At 62.4% G+C, this 25,049-nt stretch carries 24 protein-coding genes; 10 read left to right on the forward strand and 14 right to left on the reverse strand.

The genetic code is table 11. The annotated features are described in order from the left end of the window. Positions 1-95 precede the first annotated feature (95 nt). Both mprF and IFT57_RS22050 read left to right on the forward strand, forming a co-directional pair. Positions 96-2,753 carry a bifunctional lysylphosphatidylglycerol flippase/synthetase MprF gene (gene mprF / locus IFT57_RS22045; protein WP_192152667.1) on the forward strand — a complete coding sequence of 886 codons (2,658 nt, stop codon included), beginning with the start codon at positions 96-98 and terminating at the stop codon, positions 2,751-2,753. Beyond that, positions 2,753-4,033, forward strand: a complete 1,281-nt coding sequence (locus IFT57_RS22050; RefSeq protein WP_192152668.1) for a virulence factor family protein — start codon at positions 2,753-2,755, stop codon at positions 4,031-4,033. The genes mprF and IFT57_RS22050 overlap by 1 nt, the downstream gene beginning before the upstream one ends. Before the next feature lie 69 nt (positions 4,034-4,102). Here the strand turns inward: IFT57_RS22050 and IFT57_RS22055 are convergent, their stop codons facing one another. Continuing rightward, positions 4,103-6,001 (reverse strand): potassium transporter Kup, encoded by a 1,899-nt coding sequence (locus IFT57_RS22055; protein ID WP_122714007.1) that lies wholly within the window; start codon positions 5,999-6,001, stop codon positions 4,103-4,105. Between the two features lie 196 nt (positions 6,002-6,197). On the opposite strand from IFT57_RS22055, the gene rimO reads away from it, so the two are divergent. The 4 genes from rimO (at position 6,198) to tsaA (ending at position 9,613) form a co-directional block, all read left to right on the forward strand. Next, positions 6,198-7,535: a 30S ribosomal protein S12 methylthiotransferase RimO gene (gene rimO / locus IFT57_RS22060; RefSeq protein WP_192152669.1), complete on the forward strand. Its 1,338-nt coding sequence runs from the start codon at positions 6,198-6,200 to the stop codon at positions 7,533-7,535. A 152-nt stretch (positions 7,536-7,687) separates the two neighbouring features. Continuing rightward, positions 7,688-8,398 (forward strand): rRNA pseudouridine synthase, encoded by a 711-nt coding sequence (locus IFT57_RS22065; protein WP_192152670.1) that lies wholly within the window; start codon positions 7,688-7,690, stop codon positions 8,396-8,398. 55 nt (positions 8,399-8,453) lie between these two features. Then, entirely contained in the window at positions 8,454-8,915 is a 462-nt protein-coding gene (locus IFT57_RS22070) for a DUF1456 family protein (RefSeq protein ID WP_122795084.1), read from the forward strand. A gap of 5 nt (positions 8,916-8,920) precedes the next feature. Continuing rightward, entirely contained in the window at positions 8,921-9,613 is a 693-nt protein-coding gene (gene tsaA / locus IFT57_RS22075) for a tRNA (N6-threonylcarbamoyladenosine(37)-N6)-methyltransferase TrmO (RefSeq protein WP_192152671.1), read from the forward strand. Positions 9,614-9,677: 64 nt separating this feature from the next. On the opposite strand, the gene fpr is transcribed toward tsaA, so the two are convergent. After that, entirely contained in the window at positions 9,678-10,457 is a 780-nt protein-coding gene (gene fpr, locus IFT57_RS22080; protein WP_122476516.1) for a ferredoxin-NADP reductase, read from the reverse strand. 118 nt (positions 10,458-10,575) lie between these two features. Between fpr and IFT57_RS22085 the strand changes: the two genes are divergently transcribed. Next, entirely contained in the window at positions 10,576-11,502 is a 927-nt protein-coding gene (locus tag IFT57_RS22085; RefSeq protein WP_122476517.1) for a LysR family transcriptional regulator, read from the forward strand. A 12-nt stretch (positions 11,503-11,514) separates the two neighbouring features. On the opposite strand, the gene IFT57_RS22090 is transcribed toward IFT57_RS22085, so the two are convergent. The 3 genes from IFT57_RS22090 to IFT57_RS22100 all read right to left on the reverse strand — a co-directional run bounded on the left by IFT57_RS22090 (position 11,515) and on the right by IFT57_RS22100 (position 13,434). After that, positions 11,515-11,877: a diacylglycerol kinase gene (locus IFT57_RS22090; RefSeq protein ID WP_122714011.1), complete on the reverse strand. Its 363-nt coding sequence runs from the start codon at positions 11,875-11,877 to the stop codon at positions 11,515-11,517. Between the two features lie 71 nt (positions 11,878-11,948). Then, positions 11,949-12,599 (reverse strand): response regulator transcription factor ErdR, encoded by a 651-nt coding sequence (erdR, locus tag IFT57_RS22095; RefSeq protein WP_192152672.1) that lies wholly within the window; start codon positions 12,597-12,599, stop codon positions 11,949-11,951. 124 nt (positions 12,600-12,723) lie between these two features. Continuing rightward, the gene (locus tag IFT57_RS22100) at positions 12,724-13,434 is read right to left on the reverse strand and encodes a tRNA-uridine aminocarboxypropyltransferase (protein ID WP_192152673.1); all 711 of its coding nucleotides are present in this window, start codon (positions 13,432-13,434) and stop codon (positions 12,724-12,726) included. A gap of 182 nt (positions 13,435-13,616) precedes the next feature. Here IFT57_RS22100 and IFT57_RS22105 point away from each other — a divergent pair, with 182 nt between their 5' ends. Beyond that, on the forward strand, positions 13,617-14,021 hold the full coding sequence (locus IFT57_RS22105; RefSeq protein ID WP_122714014.1) for a PA3611 family quorum-sensing-regulated virulence factor: 405 nt from the start codon (positions 13,617-13,619) through the stop codon (positions 14,019-14,021). Between the two features lie 60 nt (positions 14,022-14,081). On the opposite strand, the gene recX is transcribed toward IFT57_RS22105, so the two are convergent. The 3 genes from recX to IFT57_RS22120 all read right to left on the reverse strand — a co-directional run bounded on the left by recX (position 14,082) and on the right by IFT57_RS22120 (position 16,213). After that, on the reverse strand, positions 14,082-14,549 hold the full coding sequence (recX, locus tag IFT57_RS22110) for a recombination regulator RecX (protein WP_192152674.1): 468 nt from the start codon (positions 14,547-14,549) through the stop codon (positions 14,082-14,084). 7 nt (positions 14,550-14,556) lie between these two features. Next, positions 14,557-15,627, reverse strand: coding sequence for a recombinase RecA (recA, locus tag IFT57_RS22115; protein WP_122714016.1), 1,071 nt, complete (start codon positions 15,625-15,627; stop codon positions 14,557-14,559). Positions 15,628-15,712: 85 nt separating this feature from the next. After that, complete coding sequence (locus tag IFT57_RS22120) at positions 15,713-16,213, reverse strand: CinA family protein (RefSeq protein ID WP_192152675.1); 501 nt, start codon at positions 16,211-16,213, stop codon at positions 15,713-15,715. A 205-nt stretch (positions 16,214-16,418) separates the two neighbouring features. Between IFT57_RS22120 and mutS the strand changes: the two genes are divergently transcribed. Then, positions 16,419-18,986, forward strand: a complete 2,568-nt coding sequence (gene mutS / locus IFT57_RS22125) for a DNA mismatch repair protein MutS (RefSeq protein ID WP_192152676.1) — start codon at positions 16,419-16,421, stop codon at positions 18,984-18,986. Between the two features lie 138 nt (positions 18,987-19,124). After that, positions 19,125-19,448 carry a ferredoxin FdxA gene (gene fdxA / locus IFT57_RS22130; RefSeq protein ID WP_122476533.1) on the forward strand — a complete coding sequence of 108 codons (324 nt, stop codon included), beginning with the start codon at positions 19,125-19,127 and terminating at the stop codon, positions 19,446-19,448. A 503-nt stretch (positions 19,449-19,951) separates the two neighbouring features. Here the strand turns inward: fdxA and rpoS are convergent. The 6 genes from rpoS to ispF form a co-directional block, all read right to left on the reverse strand. Then, positions 19,952-20,956 (reverse strand): RNA polymerase sigma factor RpoS, encoded by a 1,005-nt coding sequence (gene rpoS / locus IFT57_RS22135; RefSeq protein WP_122476535.1) that lies wholly within the window; start codon positions 20,954-20,956, stop codon positions 19,952-19,954. 107 nt (positions 20,957-21,063) lie between these two features. Next, the gene (locus tag IFT57_RS22140; RefSeq protein WP_192051149.1) at positions 21,064-21,918 is read right to left on the reverse strand and encodes a peptidoglycan DD-metalloendopeptidase family protein; all 855 of its coding nucleotides are present in this window, start codon (positions 21,916-21,918) and stop codon (positions 21,064-21,066) included. A gap of 150 nt (positions 21,919-22,068) precedes the next feature. Continuing rightward, positions 22,069-22,704, reverse strand: coding sequence for a protein-L-isoaspartate(D-aspartate) O-methyltransferase (locus IFT57_RS22145; protein ID WP_185794556.1), 636 nt, complete (start codon positions 22,702-22,704; stop codon positions 22,069-22,071). 35 nt (positions 22,705-22,739) lie between these two features. Beyond that, a complete protein-coding gene (gene surE, locus IFT57_RS22150; protein WP_122795094.1) occupies positions 22,740-23,489 on the reverse strand; it encodes a 5'/3'-nucleotidase SurE in 750 nt (249 codons plus the stop codon). Next, a complete protein-coding gene (gene truD, locus IFT57_RS22155) occupies positions 23,477-24,535 on the reverse strand; it encodes a tRNA pseudouridine(13) synthase TruD (RefSeq protein ID WP_192152677.1) in 1,059 nt (352 codons plus the stop codon). Before truD ends, surE begins: the two co-directional genes overlap by 13 nt. Next, complete coding sequence (gene ispF / locus IFT57_RS22160) at positions 24,532-25,005, reverse strand: 2-C-methyl-D-erythritol 2,4-cyclodiphosphate synthase (protein WP_122795096.1); 474 nt, start codon at positions 25,003-25,005, stop codon at positions 24,532-24,534. The genes truD and ispF overlap by 4 nt, the downstream gene beginning before the upstream one ends. Positions 25,006-25,049 lie beyond the last annotated feature (44 nt).

The following is a 25,049-nucleotide window of genomic DNA, read 5'->3' on the forward strand; positions in this document are numbered from 1 at the left end:
GCAGGCGCTAGAATGGCGCGAATTATTTTTTCCACAGGGATTGGTACTTTGACGGGATCCCGGCATCCTGTTGCGCACAATCCAAGAGGTGATTGATGCGCTCTGACTTGCCCGATTCAACCGCTGTGGAACTCCCCCCCGCCGCTGCCGCTGCCGGCCCGATCAAGCCTGCGCGTGCACGCTGGCTCGATCTGCTGAGCCGTTATCGGCAACCGGTAGGGCTGGCCGTCACCCTGTTGCTGTTCGCCATCGCGCTATTGGCCTGTCGGCATCTGCTCAGCGAGCTGGACATCTACGCCTTGCACGACTCGGTCCTGGCTACCCCGCCTGCCGCTTTGGGCGGGGCGCTGCTGGCCATGGTCTGCGGATTCATCATCCTGCTGGGCTACGAATGGTCGGCCAGCCGCTATGCCAACGTCACCCTCCCGGCACGCACCCTGGCCTTGGGGGGGTTCACCTCGTTCGCCATCGGCAACGCGATTGGCCTGTCGATGCTGTCCGGCGGTTCGGTGCGTTATCGGTTGTACTCTCGACTGGGCGTAGGCGCAGGCGAAGTCGCGCGCATGACCCTGTTCGCCAGCCTTTCACTGGGTTGCGCCCTGCCGCCGCTCGCTGCGGTGGCCACGCTCAGCAGCCTGCCGGCCGCGTCGACGGCCCTCGGGCTGTCGCAAGGGCTGCTGGGGATGATTGCCGCGGTCGTGCTGGTACTGACCGCGTTGCTGGTACTGGGCGTCTATCGACGTCGCCTGGCCGAGCAGCCGCTGCCTGACAATCTGTTGGTGCAAGCCGGACGCCGCACGCTGCGACTGCCCAGCGCACGCCTGACATTGCTGCAACTGGTCATCACCGCGCTGGACGTGGTGGCCGCAGCCACCGTGCTGTATCTGTTGCTGCCCGAAGCGCCGCCGTTCGGCGCTTTCGTGCTGATCTACCTGCTGGCGCTCGCGGCAGGCGTACTCAGCCACGTACCCGGTGGGGTCGGCGTGTTCGAAGCGATCCTGCTGGCGGCGTTCGCCGATACCCTGGGCGCCGCGCCGCTGGCCGCTGCCCTGCTGCTGTATCGCCTGATCTATGTGGTGTTGCCGATGCTGGTGGCGTGCGTTGTGCTGCTGGCCAACGAAGCGCGCCGCCTGTTTTTCGCCCAGCAGGCGATACGCGTGGCTTCCGGGCTGGCTGCGCCGATATTGGCGGTGCTGGTATTCCTGTCCGGCGTGGTGCTGCTGTTTTCCGGTGCCACGCCTGAGATCGACACCCGCCTGCAGGACCTCGGCTTCCTCATTCCCCATCGCCTCATCGACGCCTCGCACTTGGGCGCGAGCCTGGTGGGCGTACTCTGCCTGCTGCTGGCGCAAGGTTTGCGACGCCGCCTGTCGGCTGCCTGGGTATTGACCATGGTGCTGCTGCTGGCGGGCGCCGTGCTGTCGCTGCTCAAGGGCTTCGACTGGGAAGAAGCGTCGCTGCTGTGCATGACCGCACTGCTGCTCGCGGTGTTCAAGCGCTCGTTCTACCGCCCCAGTCGCCTGCTGGAGCTGCCGTTTTCGCCGCTGTACCTGATCGCCAGCGTGTGCGTGGTGGGCGCATCGATCTGGTTGCTGTTCTTCGCCTACCAGGATGTGCCCTACAGCACCAAGCTGTGGTGGCAGTTCGCACTGGATGCCGATGCTCCCCGCGGCCTTCGCTCGGCCCTGGGCAGTGCGGTGCTGTTGATCGTGGTCGCGCTGACCTGGCTGCTGCGTACCGCACGCCCGGTGATTCACCTGCCCACGCCTGAAGAGCTGCAGCGCGCCGCGACCATCCTCAAGGCGTCGCACCAGCCCGATGGTGGCCTGGCCCTGACCGGCGACAAGGCGCTGCTGTTTCACCCCAAGGACGAAGCATTTCTGATGTACGCCCGCCGCGGGCGCAGCCTGGTCGCGTTGTACGACCCTATCGGCCCGACCCAGCCGCGTGCCGAAATGATCTGGCAGTTTCGCGACCTGTGCGACTTCCATCACGCCCGCCCGGTGTTCTATCAGGTCAGGGCGGAGAACCTGCCGTTCTACATGGACATCGGCCTGACCGCGATCAAGCTCGGCGAAGAGGCTCGGGTCGACTTGCACGCTTTCGATCTGGAAGCCAAGGGCAAGGAGATGAAGGACCTGCGCTACACCTGGAACCGCGGCGGCCGCGACGGCCTGTCGCTGGAGATCTACGAGCCCGGTCAGGCGCCGCTGGATGAGCTCAAGGTCATTTCCGACGCCTGGCTCAGTGGCAAGAACGTACGCGAGAAGGGTTTTTCGCTGGGCCGTTTCAGCCCGGAATACCTGAACCATTTCCGTATAGCCATCGTCCATTTCGAGGGCAAGCCGGTGGCGTTCGCCAACCTGCTGGAAACCGACAGCAGGGAGCTGGCCAGCCTGGACCTGATGCGTGCGCATCCCCAGGCGCCCAAATTGACCATGGAATTCATGATGGTAGGCTTGATCCAGCACTACAAGAAGCACGGCTACGCTCGCTTCAGCCTGGGCATGGTGCCGCTGTCGGGCCTGCAGCCGCGGCGCGGTGCACCCCTGACCCAGCGGCTGGGCTCGATGGTTTTCAACCGTGGCGAGCAGCTGTACAACTTCCAGGGCTTGCGTCGCTTCAAGGACAAGTTCCAGCCCACCTGGGAGCCTCGTTACATGGCCGTGCCGGCGGGCCTCGACCCGCTGGTGGCACTGGCTGATACCGCCGCCCTCATTGCAGGTGGCCTGACAGGATTGGTGAAACGCTGATGATTCGACGTAACTGGCGCAAGTTGTTCGCCTTGATTGTGGTACTGCTGCTGGCGATTGCGGGTTATTACTGGTGGGCCACGCGCCCTGTTCCTGCAGCGCAGCTCAGCGCCCAGCGCCTGAGCAACGGCAGCGAGGCCCGCGAAGCGGTCCCCGGCACCCGGACCAAGTCGCGGGTGGCGATTGCCCTACCTGCCGCCGAAGCCTTGACCGACAAGCAGTTGCTGGACCTGAGCCGGGATGCCTCGGCGCACATCGTCCAGGTGATCCTGCCGGAAACCGACTGCGGCCTGCAGCAGGCTGCCCTGGACGCTGCCATCAAGCGTCTCGACGGCGCACCGGACCTGGTGGCTGGCATAGGTCCGGGTGCGTCACTGGCCTGGCGCTGGTTGGCCACCCAGGACAATGACAAGGCTCAGGCAGTGTCCGTGGACCTGAGCGTGGAGAAACCGGACGGCTGTCTGCCGGAGCTACCGAAGAAGGCCGAGCATGGCCAGTGGATGGTTGCCTGGAATGACAACCCCGACGATGCCAGTGCGGCGTTCGTGCGTGACCAGCCCAATGCGCAGACTGTCATCAGCGACTACGACGTGAAGCTGCCGCAGGTGCTGAAGAACCAGATCACCGCAATCCTGGTCGGCACCGAAGGCACCCATCTGGCCATCCCGGTGGTCGAGGTGCCCGCCGCGCAGAGCAACGAGACCGTCAGCCTGTTCCTGTCGGGAGACGGCGGCTGGCGCGACCTCGACAAGGCGGTTGCCGGCGACATGGCAACGATGGGCTACCCGACCGTGGGTATCGATACCCTGCGCTACTACTGGGAGCATAAGACGCCGGAGCAGAGCGCCGACGACCTGGTCGAGCTGATGCATTTCTACCGGCAGAAATGGGGTGCGAAACGCTTCGTGCTGACCGGTTATTCGTTCGGGGCCGACGTGCTTCCGGCCATCTATAATCGCCTGCCCGCCGAGGCACAGGACAGTGTCAGCGCTATCATCCTGTTGGCGTTCGCCCGCAGTGGCAGCTTCGAGATCGAAGTCGAGGGGTGGCTCGGCAACGCGGGCAAGGAGGCCCCCACCGGACCGGAAATGGCCAAGCTGCCGGCTGCCAAGGTGGTGTGCGTGTATGGCGAAGAAGAGGCCGACGAAAGCGGCTGCACCGAGGCTACTGCAGTGGGCGAGAAGCTCAAGCTGCCGGGTGGCCACCATTTCGACGAGAATTACCCGGCGCTGGCCAAGCGCCTGGTGCTGCAGATCGACAAGCGTACCGGCTCGAACTGACCCTGCTGTAAAAGCAAAGCCCCGGACCTGCGCAGGTGCCGGGGCTTTTTTATGCGGCCTGCACCGAACCTACATCTCCACCTGCGTACCCAGCTCGATCACTCGGTTCACCGGCAGCTTGAAGAAACGCAGGTTGCCATTGGCATTCTTCAGCATGAAGGCGAACAACTGCTCGCGCCAACGCGCCATGCCGGCCAGCTTGGAGGCGATCACCGTCTCGCGGCTGAGGAAATAGGTGGTGCGCATCGGGCTGAAGTCCAGCTCCGGCAGATCGCACAGGGCCAGGGCGCCGGGCACGTCCGGTTCGTCCATGAAGCCGTAGTGCAGAATGACCCGGAAGAACCCTTCGCCATAGCTCTGCACCTCGAACCGCCGTGCCAACGGCACCCTCGGCGTGTCTTCGTTGACCACCGTCAACAGCACCACTTGCTCATGCAACACCTGGTTATGCAGCAGGTTGTGCAACAACGCGTGCGGCACGGCGTCGGAACGTGCGGTCAGAAACACTGCCGTACCCTGAACCCGATGTGGCGGCTGTACGCTGATGCTGCCGATGAAGATCGGCAGCGGCAACCCGCCCTCGTCGATCCGTTCGACCAGCAGCTGCTTGCCGCGCTTCCAGGTAGTCATGAGGATGAACAGCACGGTCCCTGCAAGCACCGGGAACGCACCGCCCTGAATGATCTTCGGCACGTTGGCGGCGAAGAACAGGCCATCGACCAGAAGGCAACCCAGCAGAACCGGCACGGCCAGCACCGGTGGCCACTTCCACAGCAGCAGCATCACGGCCGACACCAGGATGGTGGTCATCAACATGGTTCCGGTGACCGCCACGCCATAGGCCGACGCCAGCGCACCGGAGGATTCGAAACCGATCACCAGCAGCACCACGCCAACCATCAATGCCCAGTTCACCGCACCGATATAGATCTGCCCCTGCTCGCTGCTCGAGGTGTGCTGGATATGCATGCGCGGAATGTAGCCCAGCTGGATGGCTTGCTGGGTCAGGGAAAAGGCGCCGGAAATCACCGCCTGCGAAGCGATCACGGTGGCCAGGGTGGACAATGCCACCAACGGCACCAGGGCCCAGCCTGGCGCCAGCAGGAAGAACGGATTGCGCGCCGCCTCGGGGTTTTCCAGCAACAGGCCGCCCTGCCCGAAGTAGTTGAGCACCAGGGCAGGCAGGACCAGGATGAACCAGGCGCGGGCAATCGGCTTGCGGCCAAAATGCCCCATGTCGGCATACAGCGCCTCGGCGCCGGTCAGTGCCAGCACCACGGCACCGAGGATCGCCACGCCCATGCCGGGGTGAACGATGAAGAAGCGCACCGCCCATACCGGGTTGAACGCCTTGAGCACCTCGGGATGCTGGTACACCCCGTAGGCGCCCAGCAGCCCCAGCACCAGAAACCACACCACCATCACCGGCCCGAACAGCTTGCCGATGCGCTGCGTGCCATGCTTCTGGATCAGGAACAGCGCCACCAGTACCACCAGTGCCATCGGCACTACCCAGCGCTCCAGGCCATCGAACGCCAGCTCCATGCCTTCGATGGCCGAAAGCACCGACACCGCCGGGGTGATCATGCTGTCACCGTAGAACAGCGCGGCACCGGCCAGTCCGCACACCACCATCAAGGCCCGCAGCTTGGGCAGCGAGGCGGTGGCGCGCGTCGCCAACGCCGTCAGGGCCATGATGCCGCCTTCGCCCTGGTTGTCGGCGCGCAGCACGAACAGCATGTACTTGATCGAGACGACCCAGATCAGCGACCAGAAGATCAAGGACAGGATGCCCAGCACCCCGTCGTGGGAAATGGGCACGCCATAGCCCCCGGAAAAGACCTCCTTGAGCGTATACAACGGACTGGTGCCGATGTCGCCATAAACGACACCGACCGCTGCCACCAGCATGCCGATCGGTCGGGCCGCCGAATGTCCGCCATTGCCGTTACTGCTTGCCTGAACCATCGACCACTCCCGCACCCGTGATTTGTAACGCCATGTGGCGAGATGCGGCGAAGCATAGCGCAGCACTCGTCGCAATTCCTCGCATAATGCTGGTCAAGCGACCCCGCCATCGCTAGAATTGCGCACTTTTTGATCAGAGGCGTGCCCAGCGCCCACCCAAGTGGCCCACGAGGCCCTATCGATACCGAGGTTAGCCATGTCCACCACTCCTTCGTCGGCCGCTCCAAAGGTCGGCTTCGTCTCGCTGGGTTGCCCCAAGGCCCTGGTCGATTCCGAGCGAATCCTGACCCAGTTGCGCATGGAAGGTTACCAGGTGGTATCCACCTACGAAGACGCCGACGTGGTGGTCGTCAACACCTGTGGTTTCATCGACACCGCCAAGGCCGAGTCCCTGGAAGTGATTGGCGAAGCGCTCAAGGAGAATGGCAAGGTCATCGTTACCGGCTGCATGGGCGTGGAAGAGAATGCCATTCGCAAGGTGCACCCCAGCGTGCTGTCGGTCACCGGCCCACAGCAGTACGAGCAGGTGGTCAACGCGGTGCACCAGGTGGTGCCGCCTCGGCATGACCACAACCCGCTGATCGACCTGGTACCGCCACAGGGCATCAAGCTGACGCCGCGTCACTACGCCTACCTGAAGATTTCCGAAGGCTGCAACCACAGCTGCAGCTTCTGCATCATCCCCTCGATGCGCGGCAAGCTGGTCAGCCGTCCGGTGGGCGATGTGCTGAGCGAGGCCGAGCGCCTGGTCAAGGCCGGGGTCAAGGAAGTGCTGGTCATCTCCCAGGACACCAGCGCCTACGGGGTGGACGTCAAGTACAAGACCGACTTCTGGAACGGTCGCCCGGTCAAGACGCGCATGCTCGAATTGTGCGAAGCCCTGAGCACCCTGGGCGTCTGGGTGCGCCTGCACTATGTGTACCCCTACCCCAACGTCGATGACATCATCCCGCTGATGGCGGCCGGCAAGATCCTGCCGTACCTGGACATCCCCTTCCAGCACGCCAGCCCAAAAGTGCTCAAGGCCATGAAACGCCCGGCCTTCGAAGACAAGACCCTGGCGCGCATCAAGAAGTGGCGCGAGCAGTGCCCGGACCTGATCATCCGTTCGACCTTCATCGTCGGCTTCCCCGGCGAGACCGAAGAAGACTTCCAGTACTTGCTGGACTGGCTGAGCGAGGCGCAACTGGACCGCGTTGGCTGCTTCCAGTATTCGCCGGTCGAGGGCGCGCCTGCCAACCTGCTGGGCGCGGCCATCGTCCCCGACGACGTGAAGCAGGACCGTTGGGACCGCTTCATGGCGCACCAGCAGGCCATCAGTGCCGCGCGCCTGCAGATGCGCATCGGCAAGCGCGTGGAAGTGCTGATCGACGAGGTCGAAGAACAGGGTGCGGTGGGCCGTTGCTTCTTCGATGCCCCGGAAATCGACGGCAACGTGTTCATCGACGATGCCACCCATCTCAAGCCGGGCGACAAGGTCTGGTGCACCATCGTCGATGCCGACGAATACGATCTGTGGGCCGAACTGGCCTGATTCGAGCTGCCCTGGCTCGACATGCATGACGGCGGCGACCGGCCCGGTTCGCCGTCACACCTGCCACCGGCGCCAGACGCCGGGCAATCTGCGCGGGCTTAACCGCCTCCAGGCAGTTACACTAGCGCCCTTTCCTTGCTACGGCCGCAGTCATGTCTGAACCCACTCGTCTTTCCAAACGCCTCATCGAACTGGTCGGGTGTTCCCGCCGCGAGGCCGAACTCTTCATCGAAGGCGGCTGGGTGTCCGTTGACGGCGTGGTGGTCGACGAACCGCAGTTCAAAGTGGACGCACAGAAAGTCGAGCTCGATTCCCAGGCCAAGGCCGAAGCACCGGAGCCGGTGACCCTGTTGCTGCACCAGGCACCGGGACAGAGCGCCGAAGACGCGCTGGCCACGCTGAACGCTCAGACCTTGTCCAGCGAGCACGGCTTCGGCAAGCGCCCGCTCAAGGGCCACTTCCTGCGCCTGAGCTGCGCGGCCGAGCTGCCTGCCAATGCCAGCGGCCTGCAGATCTTCACCCAGGACTGGAAGATTCTGCGCAAGCTGACCGCCGATGCGGCCAAGATCGAACAGGAATACGTGGTGGAGATCACCGGTGAGATGAGCCCACACGGCCTCAACCGCCTCAATCATGGCGCGATGTACAAGGGCAAGGCACTGCCGGCGGTGAAAGCCAGCTGGCAGAACGAGACACGCCTGCGCTTCGCCATGAAGAACCCGGCACCCGGTGTGCTGCAGCAACTGTGCGCCAGTGTCGGCCTGACGATCGTCTCGATCCGCCGCATTCGCGTGGGTGGCGTGTCGATGGGCAAGCTGCCGCTGGGCCAGTGGCGCTACCTGACGGCCAAGGAAAAATTCTGAACCCTCTCTTTTTCCGGCGCTGCCTGGGCAGTGTCGTTCAACCAGGACTCACACCATGATTCACAACGATGTACTGCGCAGCGTGCGCTACATGCTCGACATCAGTGACGGCAAGGTTGCCGACATCACTGCCTTGGGCGGACTGGAAATCAGCAAGGCCGACGTCATCAGCTACACCAAGAAGGACGAAGAAGAAGGCTTCGTGCACTGTCCGGACGCCGTCCTGGCGCATTTTCTCGATGGCCTGGTGATCTACCGCCGCGGTCGCGACGAGAGTCGCCCCGCCCAGGCGGTCGAGCTGCCGGTCACCAACAACATCGTCTTGAAAAAACTGCGCGTGGCCTTCGAGCTCAAGGAAGACGACATGCACGCCGTGCTCAAGTCGGTCGACTTTCCGGTGTCCAAGCCGGAACTGAGCGCCTTGTTCCGCAAGTTCGGCCACAACAACTACCGTCCGTGTGGCGACCAGTTGCTGCGCAACTTCCTCAAGGGCCTGACCGTGCGAGTCCGTGGTTAAGCCCCATGGCCTACAGCGTCGAACCCATCGGTTTTGTCCGCTCCTGCTTCAAGGAAAAGTTCGCCATCCCGCGCCAGCCCCAACTGGCGCCGGCCGCGCGCGGCGTGCTGGAGCTGCTGCCACCGTTCGATCAGGGTGAGGCCGTGCAGGGCCTGGAACAGGTCAGCCATGTGTGGCTGCTGTTCCTGTTCCATGAGGCACTGGAAGACAAGCCGCGTCTGAAGGTCCGTCCGCCGCGTCTGGGCGGTAACAAGTCGATCGGCGTTTTTGCCACGCGGGCCACCCATCGGCCCAATGGCATCGGTCAATCGGTGGTCCGCCTGGACAAGGTCGAGGGCGCGCGCCTGCATCTTTCCGGCATCGATTTGCTCGACGGCACGCCAGTGCTGGACATCAAACCCTACGTGCCCTATGCGGACAACGTCCCTGCTGCCGTCAACGCGATCGCCAGCGCTGCGCCCAAGCCCATTGCCGTGCAGTGGCTGGACGCGGGGCTGGCGCAAGCCAGGGCGCACGCCATGCGCCTGGGCGAGCCCTTGGTGGAGTTGATCGAGCAATGCCTGGCACAGGATCCGCGTCCGGCTTATCAAAAGCCAGCACCTGAGCGCGAATACGGCGCCCGGTTCTGGGATGTGGACGTGCGCTGGCATTACCCGAGCCCCGACCGCATTTGCGTGCTGGAAGTGGTGCCCTCCTGAGCGTGCGCGTCGCCCACAAAAAAACCGCCCAAGGGCGGTTTTTTTCATGGTGCCGGCCAGCCGCTCACTTCTCGACGAAGGCGCGCTCGATCAGGTAGTCACCCGGCTCGCGCATGCGCGGCGAGACGGTCAGGCCGAAGCTGTTGAGCACTTCGCTGGTTTCGTCGAGCATGCTCGGGCTGCCGCACAGCATGGCACGGTCATCCTGCGGGTTGATCGGTGGCAGACCGATATCGCTGAACAGCTTGCCGCTGCGCATCAGATCAGTCAGGCGACCTTCGTTCTCGAACGGCTCGCGCGTCACGGTGGGGTAGTAGATCAGCTTGTCGCGCAGTGCCTCGCCGAAGAACTCGTTCTGCGGCAGGTGCTCGGTGATGAACTCGCGGTAGGCGACCTCGTTCACGTAGCGCACGCCATGGCAAAGAATGACCTTTTCGAAACGCTCGTAGGTTTCCGGGTCCTGGATGACGCTCATGAACGGCGCCAGGCCGGTGCCGGTGCTCAGCAGGTACAGGTGCTTGCCCGGCTTGAGGTCATCGAGAACCAGCGTGCCGGTGGGCTTCTTGCTGATGATGATCTCGTCGCCTTCCTTGAGGTGCTGCAACTGCGAGGTCAGCGGGCCATCGGGGACCTTGATGCTGAAGAACTCCAGATGCTCTTCCCAGTTAGGGCTGGCGATCGAATAGGCGCGCATAAGCGGGCGGCCAGTGGGCTGTTGCAGGCCGATCATCACGAACTGCCCGTTCTCGAAGCGCAGGCCCGGATCGCGGGTGCACTTGAAGCTGAACAGGGTGTCGTTCCAGTGATGAACACTGAGTACACGTTCGTGGTTCATGTTGCTCATGTACGGGGCTCCTAGAAAAAGCGTACGCCTGACAGGGGCGCGATTGCGCAGTAGTTTACGGGGCTCAACAATATCTGTTAAATGGATTATTGAGATATGGGTAATCGGTTATATAGATATGCGATTCACACTTCGCCAGTTGCAAGTCTTCGTCGCCGTGGCCCAGCAGGAAAGCGTGTCACGCGCCGCCAACCTGCTGTCGCTGTCGCAGTCGGCGACCAGTACCTCCATTACCGAGCTCGAGCGGCAATCGAGCTGTCAGTTGTTCGATCGTGCCGGCAAGCGCCTGAGCCTCAACGCCCTGGGTCATCAACTGCTGCCCCAGGCCGTGGCCCTGCTCGATCAGGCCAAGGAAATCGAAGACCTGCTCAACGGCAAGTCCGGATTCGGTTCACTCGCCGTGGGCGCGACATTGACCATTGGCAACTATCTGGCCACCTTGCTGATCGGCCGTTTCATGCAGGTGCACCCCGAAAGCCAGGTCAAGCTGCATGTCCAGAACACCGCGAACATCGTCCAGCAGGTGGCGCATTATGAAATCGACCTGGGGCTGATCGAGGGCGATTGCAGCCACCCTGACATCGAGGTGCAACCCTGGGTCGAAGACGAGTTGGTGGTGTTCTGTGCGCCACGGCATCCATTGGCTTCGGTGCCCAGTGCCAGTCTGGCGTTGCTGACCCAGGAGGCATGGATTCTGCGCGAACAGGGCTCGGGCACGCGCCTGACATTCGACCAAGCCATGCGTCATCATCGCCTAGCGCTAAATATCCGCCTCGAACTGGAACACACCGAAGCGATCAAGCGCGCCGTGGAGTCCGGGCTGGGCATTGGGTGCATCTCCCGGCTGGCACTGCGCGATGCCTTTCGGCGCGGCAGCCTGGTGCCGGTGCACACGCCCGAGCTGGATCTGGCGCGGCAGTTCTATTTCATTTGGCACAAACGCAAGTACCAGACCTCGGCCATGCGCGAGTTTCTCGACTTGTGCCGCGCCTTCACCGCCGGCGCGCAGCGCAGTGACGAGATCGTCCTGCCCGACATCGCCTGAGCCAGGCATCGGTCAAAGCAGAATCACCGCCCATACCAGCACGATCATGCTCAAGGCAACGAACTGAGCCGCGCTGCCCATGTCCTTGGCATTCTTCGACAAGGGGTGACGCTCCAGCGAGATGCGATCGATAGCCGCCTCGATCGCCGAGTTGAGCAATTCAACGATCAACGCCAGCAGGCACACCGCGATGAGCACGGCGCGCTCCACGCGGCTGACCTGCAACACAAAGCTCAGCGGCACCAGCACGACGTTGAGCAGCACCAACTGGCGAAACGCTGCTTCGCCCGTGAAGGCTGCACGCAGACCATCGAAGGAGTAACCCGTAGCATTGAGAATACGTTTGAGGCCGGTCTGGCCCTTGAAAGGTGACATGCGCGACGATCCAGGAAAGGAAGACGGCCGACGATGAAACGTTCGGCGTGAAAAAGGCGTGACGGTGAAGCTCAGTTGGCGGAGGTCGACTCCAGTTGTTGCAACAGCAGGGCAGCCTGGGTGCGGGTCCGCACGCCGAGCTTGCGGAAGATCGCTGTGACATGGGCCTTGATGGTGGCTTCCGACACGCTCAGCTCGTAGGCGATCTGCTTGTTCAACAAACCCTCGCACACCATGGTCAGTACCCTGAACTGTTGGGGCGTCAGGCTGGCCAGCCCCTCGCTGGCGGCCTTGGCTTCCGCCGAAACGCTGACCGCCTCGAATGCCTGCGGTGGCCACCAGACTTCTCCATCCAGCACATCGCGTACGGCCGCCTGAATGGTCTCGAGCGAACTGGACTTGGGAATGAAGCCACTGGCGCCGAATTCACGCGAGCGCACCATGACCCAGGCGTCTTCCTGCGCCGAGACCATCACCACGGGTATCTGCGGATACTGGCCGCGCAGCAATACCAAGCCTGAAAATCCGTAGGCGCCGGGCATATTCAGGTCCAGCAGCACCAGGTCCCAGTCGCCCTTTTCATCGAGGCGCACTTCGAGTTCGGCAATGCTCGCCACCTCGACCAGACGCACTTCTGCGCCCAGGCCCATGGTCAAGGCTTGACGCAGCGCGCTGCGAAACAGCGGATGGTCATCGGCGATCAGGATTTCGTAAGTGGCCATCGATCACAGGATTCCAGGAAATGAAGCCGCTCGGACAGTACCCGCCCGATTCGGCGCCAAGAATGCCGACCCCGGCCATGGTGGTCAAGCGACTCCATGGCCAGAGCCCGCGTCACCACCCTGATTATAGATAGTCGGCCAGAAACCGATGCGCCGCATCCGTCTCGTCCACTGGCTCCTGGAATTTCGCTGCCAAGTAATGCGCACTGAACACATCGAGGTAGGCATCCAGTACGCGCGCTGCCCGCTCGTCACCGGCCAGCTCCAGACACAGCGCCGCCACCTCGGCGGTGCAGAAGTGATCGTCACGCTTGGAGCGGCGCAAGGTATAGCGCGACAGTTGCTCGGGGGCCAGGCTCAACACCGGCAGCGAAGCCAGGTACGGACTCTTGCGGAACATCTTTCGCGCTTCGGTCCAGGTGGCGTCCAATAGTATGAACAAGGGACGTCGACCGGGCTGCGGCGCGACGCTGCTGGTCACCCGCTGCGGCTCGACGAACTCTCCGGGAAAGACCAGGTAGGGCTGCCACTGCGGATCCGCCAAGAGTGCCAGCAACCGCGGGTCGACGGCTACCCGCGACCACATGAAGGCGTGGGTGTCGGCGATCACGTCGGCAATCAGCCAGCCGGTGTTGCTCGGCTTCATGGGTTCCACATCATGCATCAGCAGGCACATGGCCGACCGTGCGTCGACGTTGGGACGCCATGCACACAGGCAGTATTGCGGAATGACTCGGCAACGCGGGCATCGAGTCGCGCGTGAACCGCGTGCGGTGAATGGCTGGGTACTGCGCGCCAGGCGGTCGGTGCGCAGAAGGGAAACGGCATGGCTCATTGCGGATCACGGTAGGGTCTGGGGGCGCGGATTCTAACAGAGCTGACCATTACAGCGATGTCGATGGTGAGCCGACGTGCCGCGCCGTATAATCGGCTACCCTCAGAGGTGGGTGAACGCCTGCGCCATCGGCGGGTCATACGCCCACTTGTCTTGCCCGGCTTTTTGCCCAGGAGTGTTTCATGCTGCGCTTTATCGCCCCGTCCCTCGCCTTGCTGCTCGCCTTGCCGCTGGTCGCTCACGCTGCATCGTTGAAGGAAATGGAGCTGTCGAAAAACCTGCAGAAAGTGGCTCAGCAAAGCAGCGTCGGTACACCGCGTGCAATCAACGAAGACATCCTCGATCAGGGTTTCACCGTCGAAGGCAACCAACTGGTCAACCACTTGAGCGTTCGCGAAAGCCAAGCCGAAGAAATGCGCCGCGATCCCAAAACCGTGTACATGCAACTGGGCGCAAGCGTGTGTCGCAACAAGGGTTTTCGTAATCTGATGGCACAGGGCGCCGTAATGCGCTATGACTTCACCGAATACAAGACCAATCGCGCCATCGGCAGTCAGTCCTACACTGCCAAGGACTGCGGCAAGTAATACTCCAGGAAATGTAGCGGTGCTACTCGACGAACACCGCTGCCTCACCGGCAGAGAGGATCAGTCCAGATCCTTGCCGTTGAGCAGACGAGAAATCAGCTCCATCGGGTAGCCCCGATAGGCCAGAAAACGCGTCTGCTGGGCGCGCTCCTTGAGTTCAACGGGAAGCCTGGCAGCGAACTTGCGCTCCCAGAGCTCGCGTAGCTGCACCCCCCAGTCGAATCCGCTTTGACGAAGTGCCTGCTCGACATCGGCGCGCTGCAAACCGCGCTGAGTCAGGTCTTCGCGTATTCGCGCAGGCCCGTAGCCGGAGTTGGCTCGATAGCGAATGAAGCTTTCCAGGTAGCGCGCTTCCGACAACAAGCCTTCGTCGGTCAGACGATCAAGCTCGGTATCGATCATTTCAGGAGAAGCGCCGCGCTGACGCAATTTGCGCGTCAGCTCGACTCGACCATGCTCGCGACGTGCGAGCAGGTCCATGGCAGACCGTCGCACGGCGACGGGTGTATCCAGTACGACAGGTGGCATGGGCTAATCAGAAGTCAGCTTCTGCTTCAGCCGTGTCGGCAGCGGGTGCAGTCGCGGCAGATGCCTTGTCTGCTGCCGCCTTATCGGTACCACCGGTCAGCAGTTTGTCGCGGATCTGCTTCTCGAGAGTGGCCTTGATTTCAGGGTTGTCTTGCAGGAACTTGGCCGAGTTGGCCTTGCCCTGACCGATCTTGCTGCCTTGGTAGCTGTACCAGGCGCCCGACTTCTCCAACAGGCCGTTGGCCACACCCAGGTCGACGATTTCGCCGTTGAGGTAAATGCCCTTGCCGTACAGGATCTGGAACTCAGCCTGACGGAATGGTGGTGCCACCTTGTTCTTGACGACCTTGACGCGAGTTTCGCTGCCCACTACTTCGTCGCCTTCCTTGACTGCGCCAGTGCGGCGGATGTCCAGGCGAACCGAGGCATAGAACTTCAGCGCGTTACCACCAGTGGTGGTTTCCGGGCTGCCGAACATTACGCCGATCTTCATGCGGATCTGGTTGATGAAGATGACCAGGCAGTTGGCATTCTTGATGTTACCGGTGATCTTGCGCAATGCCTGCGACATCAGGCGCGCCTGCAGACCCACGTGCATGTCGCCCATCTCGCCTTCGATCTCGGCCTTGGGTACCAGTGCAGCGACGGAGTCGACGATGATGACGTCAACCGCATTGGAGCGCACCAGCATGTCGGTGATTTCCAGCGCCTGCTCACCGGTGTCCGGCTGCGATACCAGCAGGTCATCGACATTGACGCCCAGCTTGCCGGCGTACTCAGGATCCAGCGCGTGCTCGGCGTCGACGAAGGCGCAGGTTGCACCGGCCTTCTGGGCCTGGGCGATGACCGACAGCGTCAACGTGGTTTTACCCGACGATTCCGGGCCATAGATCTCGACGATCCGGCCTTTTGGCAGACCACCGATACCCAGCGCGATATCCAGGCCGAGCGAACCGGTAGAGATGGCCGGGATCGCTTGGCGCTCGTGGTCACCCATGCGCATGACAGCGCCTTTACCGAATTGACGTTCGATCTGACCCAGGGCCGCAGCCAAGGCACGCTTCTTGTTGTCGTCCATTGAAGTCCTCACGTAATCAATAAGGCCTGACGGCCATAACACCTGTATAAGTAGCCAGTATTATTTCACACACCATGCCCCTCGCCTACCCCTGAAATGGTTTTTCTCCAGTGGCAAGGTGTAACAAACCCTGCAGGGCAGCCACGACGGTTTGCCGGCGCACGGCTTCGCGGTCGCCGGCAAACTGCTCGCGTCGACAAAACGTCTGCGCACCGTCGGCCCAGGCCAGCCATACCGTGCCGACCGGCTTTTCAGCCGAGCCGCCGCCGGGGCCGGCAACGCCACTGACCGCCACCGCAAAGCGCGCTTTGCTGTGGCGCTGAGCACCCTGCGCCATCGCTTCGACCACTTCGCGGCTGACCGCACCGACCTGTTCGAACAGCTCGCTCGGAACCTGCAACTGAGCGGTTTTCTGCGCGTTGGAATAAGTGACGTAGCCGGCCTCGAACCAGGCCGAACTGCCGGCGATGCGAGTGATGGCTTCGGCGATACCGCCGCCCGTGCAGGACTCCGCCGTGGTGACTTGGGCGCCCAGGGCAAGCAGGTGCTCGCCGAGGTCGGCAGAGAGTGAGGTCGAGGCGTCCATAACAGCTCCTTGATCAGGCGGCCGATGAGGCTACGCCCTCCCGCCATGCAGGTCAAAAGTCGCCATGGCGTGCCTGCGTATGACCGGCCTGCAGGACAATCGTGCGACCGCGTGACCGGTGCCAACGTCCTACATCGTGAAAAAAATCCCTGTACTATTGGCGCCTGCCTTACGTCCCCAAGACACCCGCGAGCTAAGTCCTTGAATGTCCGATTTTTCTAACCACACCCCGATGATGCAGCAGTACTGGAAGCTGAAGAACCAGCATCCCGACCAGTTGATGTTCTACCGCATGGGCGACTTCTACGAAATCTTCTACGAGGATGCGAAGAAGGCTGCCAAGTTGCTCGACATCACCTTGACCGCCCGTGGACAGTCGGCGGGGCAGTCGATCCCCATGTGCGGTATTCCCTACCATGCGGCCGAGGGCTACCTGGCCAAGCTGGTCAAGCTGGGCGAATCGGTGGTGATCTGCGAGCAGATCGGCGACCCGGCCACCAGCAAGGGGCCGGTCGATCGGCAGGTGGTACGGATCATCACGCCCGGCACGGTCAGCGACGAAGCGCTGCTCGACGAGCGCCGCGACAACCTGATCGCGGCCGTGCTGGGCGACGAGCGTTTGTTCGGCCTGGCGGTGCTGGACATCACCAGTGGCAGCTTCATGGTCATGGAGCTTTCGGGATGGGAAAACCTGCTGGCTGAGCTCGAGCGGATCAACCCGGTAGAACTGCTGATTCCCGATGACTGGCCGCAAGGGTTGCCGGCGGAAAAGCGCAAGGGCTCGCGCCGCCGTGCGCCTTGGGACTTCGAGCGGGACACTGCGCACAAGAGCCTGTGCCAGCAGTTCGCAACCCAGGACCTCAAGGGTTTCGGCTGCGAGAAGCTGACCCTGGCCATCGGCGCCGCCGGCTGCTTGCTCGGCTACGCTAAGGAAACCCAGCGCACCGCCCTGCCGCATCTGCGCAGCCTGCGTCACGAACGCCTGGACGATACGGTAGTGCTGGACGGCGCTACTCGCCGCAACCTGGAGCTGGACACCAACCTGGCCGGCGGACGCGACAACACCCTACAGTCGGTCATCGACCGCTGCCAGACCGCCATGGGCAGCCGCCTGCTGACCCGCTGGCTCAATCGACCCCTGCGTGACCTCAAGGTGTTGCAGGCGCGTCAGGGCTCCATCGGCTGCCTGCTCGAAGGCTACCGCTTCGAAAGCCTGCAACCGCAGCTCAAGGAAATTGGCGACATCGAGCGGATTCTCGCGCGAATCGGCCTGCGCAACGCCCGACCGCGGGACCTGGCGCGCCTGCGCGATGCGCTCGCCGCCCTGCCCGAACTGCAAGTAGCGATGGCCGAACTCGAAGCGCCGCACCTGGCGCAACTGGCGGCCATTACCGGGACCTACCCGGAACTGGCCGACCTGCTGGCCAAGGCCATCGTCGACAATCCGCCTGCGGTCATCCGCGACGGCGGCGTATTGAAAACCGGCTACGACAGCGAGCTGGACGAACTGCTGTCGCTGAGCGAGAACGCCGGCCAGTTCCTGATCGACCTGGAAGCCCGGGAAAAAGCCCGTACCGGCCTGTCCCACCTGAAAGTGGGTTACAACCGCGTCCACGGCTACTTCATCGAGCTGCCCAGCAAACAGGCCGAGCAAGCCCCGGCGGATTACATCCGCCGGCAAACGCTCAAAGGCGCCGAGCGCTTCATCACCCCTGAACTCAAGGCTTTCGAAGACAAGGCGCTGTCGGCCAAAAGCCGTGCCCTGGCCCGTGAAAAGTCATTGTACGAAGCGTTGCTGGAAAACCTCATCGGCCATCTGCCGCCACTGCAGGACACCGCCGCGGCGCTGGCTGAACTGGACGTGCTGAGCAACCTCGCCGAGCGAGCGCTGAACCTGGACCTGAACTGCCCCCGCTTCGTCGACGAGCCGTGCCTGCGTATCAACCAGGGTCGCCACCCGGTGGTGGAACAAGTGCTCACCACACCCTTCGTGGCCAACGACCTGAGCCTGGACGACAGCACCCGCATGCTGGTGATCACCGGCCCGAACATGGGCGGTAAATCCACTTACATGCGCCAGACTGCCTTGATCGTGTTGCTGGCACACATCGGCAGCTTCGTACCGGCGGCCGGTTGCGAGTTATCACTGGTGGACCGTATTTTCACCCGGATCGGCTCCAGTGACGACCTGGCTGGCGGCCGATCGACGTTCATGGTGGAGATGAGCGAAACCGCGAATATCCTGCACAATGCCACCGATCGAAGCCTGGTGCTGATGGATGAAGTGGGCCGCGGCACCAGCACGTTCGATGGCCTGTCGCTGGCCTGGGCGGCAGCCGAATGCCTGGCCGGACTGCGCGCCTACACGCTGTTCGCCACCCACTACTTCGAGCTGACTGTGCTCCCGGAAAGCCAGCCCCTGGTGGCCAACGTGCACCTAAGCGCCACTGAGCACAACGAGCGCATCGTTTTCCTGCACCATGTACTGGCCGGCCCCGCCAGCCAGAGCTACGGGTTGGCGGTCGCGCAATTGGCCGGGGTACCGGCCGCAGTCATCCTGCGCGCTAAGGAACACCTGAGCCGTCTGGAAACCACCAGCCTGCCCCACGAGACGCCCACACCAATGCCCGGCAAGACAGCGAAGCCCCATCAGGCCGACCTGTTTGCCAGCCTGCCGCACCCGGTGCTGGAACAGATTGCCAAGACCGACATCGATGGGCTGACCCCGCGACAAGCGATCGAATTGCTCTATGCACTGAAGAACCGGGTCTAACGCTTATTCCTACAAGCTGATAGAATCCCGCGCGGTTTGGGAATGCCAAAGGCTTCTAGCCTGGTCTGCGGCTGACCTGCCCAAACCAAGCGGCCCTGTGAAGGGCTTCGCTGCCGCCGCCTGAGGAGAGAAATAGAAATGACCTTCGTCGTCACCGACAACTGCATCAAGTGCAAATACACCGACTGCGTGGAAGTCTGTCCGGTGGACTGCTTCTACGAAGGCCCGAACTTCCTGGTGATTCACCCGGATGAGTGCATCGACTGCGCACTGTGCGAGCCTGAGTGCCCGGCCCAAGCCATTTTCTCCGAAGATGAAGTGCCCGAGGACATGCAGGAGTTCATCCAGCTGAACGTGGACTTGGCCGAAGTCTGGCCGAACATTACCGAGAAGAAGGATGCGTTGCCCGAAGCTGAAGCATTCGATGGGGTCAAAGGCAAGATCAAGGATCTGGAGCGCTGAGCCGCACCTGACCTGCCCCGAGACAACCCGGTTCGCTCGCGACGTCTGCCACTGAGGTGACGTCCGCTCGAAAGGCTGGTCGCTCGCTCTGCCCCTCAAAAAAAAGTCAAAAAAAAGGGGCGGTAATGAGCCGCCCACCTTTCCCTGTCCCTTTTATCCCTGTCATCGTCCTGATGAATCGCGTCACTGCGATATCCCTTTTAGGCGCTCGATCCTGAACACCTGTGTCGTCCCTGAACACGCCTTGATATTAACGCATCCTGCGCGCAGGACAACCGCGAATAATTCCCATAATAAACTGACTTGGATGTCAGCTTATTCGATAATGTGTTCAAGAACGTGCAGTTAGATACACGAGAGTTTCAACTTACAAAACTTTGACTCGATAAATAGCCAAAGGCTTACACATCATCACAGTGAATACTGACAACAGCGAACTGCAGCGAAGCCAATAACGAAAACGCCCCTTGCAAAAGGGGCGTTGATTCGCACGGACAAAGCGTCTACTGGAACAACGACTCGCTGGACAGCCCATTCTTCTCAAGTATTTCGCGCAGCCGCTTGAGGCCTTCCACTTGGATCTGCCGCACGCGCTCGCGGGTCAGGCCTATTTCCAGACCAACGTCTTCCAGGGTGCTGCTTTCGTGGCCACGCAGGCCGAAGCGGCGTACCACCACCTCGCGCTGCTTGTCTGTCAGCTCGGACAGCCACTGGTCGATGCTCTGCGAGAGGTCGTCGTCCTGCAGTAGCTGCAAGGGGTCGGTGGGTCGGTCATCGGTCAGGGTGTCGAGTAAGGTCTTGTCCGAATCCGGCCCGAGCGAGACATCCACCGAGGATACGCGCTCATTGAGCCCAAGCATGCGCTTGACCTCGCCCACGGGCTTCTCGAGCAGATTGGCGATTTCTTCTGGGGACGGTTCGTGATCGAGCTTTTGGGTCAGTTCGCGCGCGGCACGCAGGTAGACGTTGAGCTCCTTGACCACGTGAATCGGCAGGCGGATGGTCCGGGTCTGATTCATGATCGCCCGCTCGATGGTCTGCCGGATCCACCAAGTGGCATAGGTCGAGAACCGGAAACCGCGCTCGGGGTCGAATTTCTCGACCGCGCGAATCAGCCCCAGGTTGCCCTCCTCGATGAGATCGAGCAATGACAGGCCACGATTGACATACCGGCGGGCGATCTTGACCACCAGGCGCAGGTTGCTTTCGATCATGCGCTTGCGACCGGCCGGGCAGCCGCTCTGGGAAAGTCGTGCGAAGTGCACCTCTTCTTCGGGAGAAAGCAGAGGCGAAAAACCGATTTCATTCAAATACAGCTGGGTCGCATCGAGCGCCCGGGTGTAGTCGATGTATTTATGCTGTTTGAGCGATGTGGAATTGCGTGCCTTGGTGCGAACCGCAGGTGCAGCAGGTTCTTCGTTTGACATCACATCCAATACGACGCCGGGTTCCATAAGGAGCACCTCATCGTCGATGTCAAACTCCGGCGCTTCTTTGCTGAGAGCCATTGTTATAGTCCTTTGCTGAGTTCGACCTCAAGCTCCAGCGGCGCCAATCTCCATGGCAGCGCGTGAGCCCGTCCCCACTACGTGGAGGAACAGGCTGGTAGTGCAAATCAACGACGTGGCAGGAATTGCAGCGGATCTACGGGCTTGCCTTGGCGGCGAATCTCAAAATGCAGCTTCACCCGGTCCGTCCCCGTTGAACCCATTTCGGCAATTGTCTGACCGACCTTGACCTGCTGACCCTCCCGAACCAACAACCTGCGGTTATGACCGTAGGCACTGACGTAGGTATCGCTGTGTTTGATGATGACCAATTCGCCGTAGCCCCTCAAACCACTCCCGGCGTAGACCACCGCACCATCAGACGCAGCAAAAACAGGCTGTCCCAAATCACCGGCGATATCAATTCCTTTATTCAAACTGCCGTTTGAAGCGAATTTTCCGATCAAAACACCGTTTGCCGGCCACGCCCAGCCGCCCTGGGTGCGCTCGCCGGCAGGTACCGGAGTGGGCGAAGGCACGGGAATGGCAACGCTGCTGGTGGCAGCCGGGGTCGGCGTGAGCGGACGGCGGGTGACGGTAGTGCGGCTCGAAGAAGACGCCGAAGCGCCGCTCTGGGTAGTCACCACGGTGGTGGCTGGCGCGCCCGAGTTGCCGTCGAAGCGGATGACCTGGCCTGGGCGGATGGTATAGGGCACGGGAATGTTGTTGCGCGCAGCCAAGGCCTTGTAGTCCCAGCCGTAGCGAAAGGCGATGGAAAACAGCGTATCGCCTCGCCTGACTGCGTATTGGCCTGTGGTCACGGGCTGTCGCTGCGCCGCTTTGGCCGCGTTGTTGCGATCGACCACGCTGACCTGGCTGGAGGTGCTGGAACAGCCGGACAGAAAGGCTGCGACCGCAACCCCGAGCATCAGGAGCTTGACGCTCGAACTACCTGCACGCTGCCCAATGATTGTGAGGCTCACCCGCCGCTCCTTTGTTGTGGTGACAAGAAAATATCCAACTTCACTACTCGACTACAAGGCGCATGGGTGCAAGCTGTGGCCATACCTGCGCCATGACCCGCTGTCAGACAGACGGCGCCGCGCAGAATTCACTGCAGGAGCCCGTGCCGGTCACGCCAGCGGACCATTGAGCAACGGCACGAACCGCACGGCTTCCAGAACATGCCGGGAGAACCCGTGCTCTTCGCGCACGATCAACATCAGTTGCTGAACGTCGCCAGAGCCAACCGGGATCACCAGCCGGCCACCGGGCGCAAGCTGATCGAGCAGGGCCTGGGGCACATCGGTCGCCACTGCGGTAACGATGATGCCGTTGTACGGTGCCAGGGCCGGCCAGCCTTCCCAGCCATCGCCCCAGCGAAAGACCACGTTGCGTCGCTCGAGCGTCTGCAGGCGCTCCTTGGCGCGATCCTGCAGGACCTTGATCCGTTCGACCGAGAACACCCGCTCGACCAGTTGCGACAGCACGGCGGTCTGGTAGCCCGAGCCGGTGCCGATCTCCATGACCTTGTCCAATGGGCCCGCCGCCAGCAACAGCTCGCTCATGCGCGCGACCATGTAGGGTTGGGAAATGGTCTGGTTGTGGCCGATGGGCAGTGCGGTGTCTTCGTAGGCGCGGTGGGCCAGGGCTTCGTCGACGAACAGGTGGCGTGGCGTGCGACGCAGTACCTCGAGAACCTGGGTGTTGGCCAGGCCTTCGTCGCACAGGCGCTGGATCAGGCGTTCACGCGTGCGCTGCGAAGTCATGCCGATACCGTGGTGCTGATTGTCTCTGTGGCGCATCAGCCGAGTCCCTCCAGCCAGCCTTGAACGTGGCCGAAGGCCTCGTTGAAGGTGCGATCCAGTTGCAGTGGCGTCACCGACACGTAGCCCTGCATGACCGCATGGAAATCGGTGCCCGGGCCGCCATCCTCGGCGTCACCGGCCACCGCGATCCAGTAGCCCGGCTTGCCCCGTGGGTCGACCATGCGGATCGGCGCCGCGGCCCTGGCCCGATGGCCAAGGCGGGTCAGGACCATACCGCGGATCCGCTCGATCGGCAGGTTGGGAATGTTCACGTTGAGCACGGTGCGAGGCGGCAGGTTCAACTGGTCACGGGCCTCGATCAGCTTGCGTGCGTAGTACGCCGCCGTCGGCAGGTGTTCGGGCTGACGGGACAGCAACGAGAAAGCGAACGAGGTATGCCCCAGGAAACGCCCTTCGAGGGCAGCGGCTACCGTGCCCGAATACAGCACGTCGTCGCCCAGATTGGCCCCTAGATTGATACCCGAAACCACCAGGTCGGGCTCGAAGGGCAGCAGTCCGTTGAGGCCCAGGTGCACGCAGTCGGTGGGTGTGCCGTTGACGCTGATGAAGCCATTGGGCAAGGTCTGCGGATGCAGTGGCCGGTCCAGCGTGAGCGAACTGCTGGCGCCGCTACGGTCCTGGTCGGGGGCAATCACCGTGCACTGGGCGTAGTCATGCAACACGTCGTAAAGCGCGGCCAGGCCGGGGGCCGTGACCCCATCATCGTTCGAAATCAGAATACGCATGGACTTTCCGTCTGCCCTGTCGGCACCAGATCGACGAGTTCGCGCACCACGACAGTGGCGAAGCAACCGGCCGGCAGGACGAAGTGCAACTGCAGGATGTCAGGCTCGGGATAATGCCACGTCAGCTCGCCGATGGGCAGCCGCAGAATGCGTCGCTCCTGCGCCAGACCCGCTCTGGCGAGCCAGGCACACAGCGCCGGGTGCTGGCCGGCGATGGTGTTTTCCAGCTCGGCACAGTGGCCGTCGGCCGCCGAAGCGCCTTCACCCCACAGCGCACCGGTGGGATGCAGATCGAGGATGTCCAGTCGCGGGTCGCTGCATTCGGCTGCACCGGCCGGAAAGAAACTGCGGCTATCGGTGAACGCCAGCAGATCACCGACCTGCGCGCGATTCCAGGTACCGTCGGCGACGCGCGCGGCGAGTATCTGGTTGAACAGAAAACTGCGCGCCGTGGAGAGCAGTCGCGAACGCACGTTGCGCTGCTCGGGCAGCGCCTGGCGTTCGGCATACTGCTGGGCGTCGAACAGATTGCCGCCTTGGAAACCGAAGCGCTGGGTACCGAAATAATTTGGTACGCCGGTCTGCTTGATTGCTTCAAGGCGCGCATCGAGCGCGCTCCGATCGGCCTTGAGCGCGGTCAAACGCACGGTAAAGCCGTTGGCCGAGTGCGCACCGCGTTGCAGTTTTCGCGAGTGCCGAGCCTGTTTGAGGATGGCCAGGGTGTCGCTTTGCGCTGCGCTCAGGTCCGGGTCAGCCTTGCCTGGCAGATGCAGACTGAACCACTGCCGGGTAAGCGCCTGACGGTCCTTGAGGCCCGCGTAGCTGACCGTGCGCAGCGGCACGCCAGCGGCCTTGGCCAGGCGTCGGGCAGCTTCTTCGGTATTGAGGTTGCGTTTCTCGACCCAGAGCCAGAGGTGTTCGCCCTGGCCGGCCAAGGGGATGTCCAGCACTTCGTCGACCTGAAAGTCTTCGGCGCTGGCCTTGAGTACGGCGCTGCCCAGGCTGTCGCCCGTGGCCCGCGGACCCAGCAATTCGAATTCGGTCATGCGCGCAGCAACAAGGCGACCGCATGCACGGCGATACCTTCCTCGCGCCCGGCGAACCCGAGCTTTTCGGTGGTGGTGGCCTTGACGTTGACCTGATCGAGTTCCACGCCCAGATCGGCGGCGATCCGTTCCCGCATGGTTTCTATGTGGGGGGCCATTTTCGGCGCCTGAGCGACGATGGTGGCGTCGACGTTGCCGACTTTCCAGCCTTTGCCCGCCACTACCGCGAGCACGTGACGCAACAGTACGCGGCTGTCCGCGCCCTTGAACTGCGGATCGGTATCGGGAAAATGCTTGCCGATGTCGCCCAAGGCAGCCGCGCCGAGCAAGGCATCGCTCAAGGCATGCAGTACGACATCGCCGTCGGAATGGGCCAGCAGGCCGAACTTGTGTGGGATTCGCACGCCGCCCAGGGTAATGAAGTCACCCTCGGCAAAACGGTGCACGTCGTAGCCGTGGCCAATACGCATAGAAGAAAACGCCCCGATTGAGTCAGGGCGTGATTCTACCTGCT

Source organism: Pseudomonas sp. CFBP 13719, assembly GCF_014842095.1.
Taxonomy (GTDB): Bacteria; Pseudomonadota; Gammaproteobacteria; order Pseudomonadales; family Pseudomonadaceae; genus Aquipseudomonas.

What these genes read in the sequence shown, in the direction of transcription:
- mprF (WP_192152667.1), top strand. Translation starts at nt 96, where the DNA reads ATGCGCTCTGACTTGCCCGATTCAACCGCTGTGGAACTCCCCCCCGCC.
- IFT57_RS22050 (WP_192152668.1), top strand. Translation starts at nt 2,753, where the DNA reads ATGATTCGACGTAACTGGCGCAAGTTGTTCGCCTTGATTGTGGTACTG.
- IFT57_RS22055 (WP_122714007.1), bottom strand. Translation starts at nt 6,001, where the DNA reads ATGGTTCAGGCAAGCAGTAACGGCAATGGCGGACATTCGGCGGCCCGA.
- rimO (WP_192152669.1), top strand. Translation starts at nt 6,198, where the DNA reads ATGTCCACCACTCCTTCGTCGGCCGCTCCAAAGGTCGGCTTCGTCTCG.
- IFT57_RS22065 (WP_192152670.1), top strand. Translation starts at nt 7,688, where the DNA reads ATGTCTGAACCCACTCGTCTTTCCAAACGCCTCATCGAACTGGTCGGG.
- IFT57_RS22070 (WP_122795084.1), top strand. Translation starts at nt 8,454, where the DNA reads ATGATTCACAACGATGTACTGCGCAGCGTGCGCTACATGCTCGACATC.
- tsaA (WP_192152671.1), top strand. Translation starts at nt 8,921, where the DNA reads ATGGCCTACAGCGTCGAACCCATCGGTTTTGTCCGCTCCTGCTTCAAG.
- fpr (WP_122476516.1), bottom strand. Translation starts at nt 10,457, where the DNA reads ATGAGCAACATGAACCACGAACGTGTACTCAGTGTTCATCACTGGAAC.
- IFT57_RS22085 (WP_122476517.1), top strand. Translation starts at nt 10,576, where the DNA reads ATGCGATTCACACTTCGCCAGTTGCAAGTCTTCGTCGCCGTGGCCCAG.
- IFT57_RS22090 (WP_122714011.1), bottom strand. Translation starts at nt 11,877, where the DNA reads ATGTCACCTTTCAAGGGCCAGACCGGCCTCAAACGTATTCTCAATGCT.
- erdR (WP_192152672.1), bottom strand. Translation starts at nt 12,599, where the DNA reads ATGGCCACTTACGAAATCCTGATCGCCGATGACCATCCGCTGTTTCGC.
- IFT57_RS22100 (WP_192152673.1), bottom strand. Translation starts at nt 13,434, where the DNA reads ATGAGCCATGCCGTTTCCCTTCTGCGCACCGACCGCCTGGCGCGCAGT.
- IFT57_RS22105 (WP_122714014.1), top strand. Translation starts at nt 13,617, where the DNA reads ATGCTGCGCTTTATCGCCCCGTCCCTCGCCTTGCTGCTCGCCTTGCCG.
- recX (WP_192152674.1), bottom strand. Translation starts at nt 14,549, where the DNA reads ATGCCACCTGTCGTACTGGATACACCCGTCGCCGTGCGACGGTCTGCC.
- recA (WP_122714016.1), bottom strand. Translation starts at nt 15,627, where the DNA reads ATGGACGACAACAAGAAGCGTGCCTTGGCTGCGGCCCTGGGTCAGATC.
- IFT57_RS22120 (WP_192152675.1), bottom strand. Translation starts at nt 16,213, where the DNA reads ATGGACGCCTCGACCTCACTCTCTGCCGACCTCGGCGAGCACCTGCTT.
- mutS (WP_192152676.1), top strand. Translation starts at nt 16,419, where the DNA reads ATGTCCGATTTTTCTAACCACACCCCGATGATGCAGCAGTACTGGAAG.
- fdxA (WP_122476533.1), top strand. Translation starts at nt 19,125, where the DNA reads ATGACCTTCGTCGTCACCGACAACTGCATCAAGTGCAAATACACCGAC.
- rpoS (WP_122476535.1), bottom strand. Translation starts at nt 20,956, where the DNA reads ATGGCTCTCAGCAAAGAAGCGCCGGAGTTTGACATCGACGATGAGGTG.
- IFT57_RS22145 (WP_185794556.1), bottom strand. Translation starts at nt 22,704, where the DNA reads ATGACTTCGCAGCGCACGCGTGAACGCCTGATCCAGCGCCTGTGCGAC.
- surE (WP_122795094.1), bottom strand. Translation starts at nt 23,489, where the DNA reads ATGCGTATTCTGATTTCGAACGATGATGGGGTCACGGCCCCCGGCCTG.
- truD (WP_192152677.1), bottom strand. Translation starts at nt 24,535, where the DNA reads ATGACCGAATTCGAATTGCTGGGTCCGCGGGCCACGGGCGACAGCCTG.
- ispF (WP_122795096.1), bottom strand. Translation starts at nt 25,005, where the DNA reads ATGCGTATTGGCCACGGCTACGACGTGCACCGTTTTGCCGAGGGTGAC.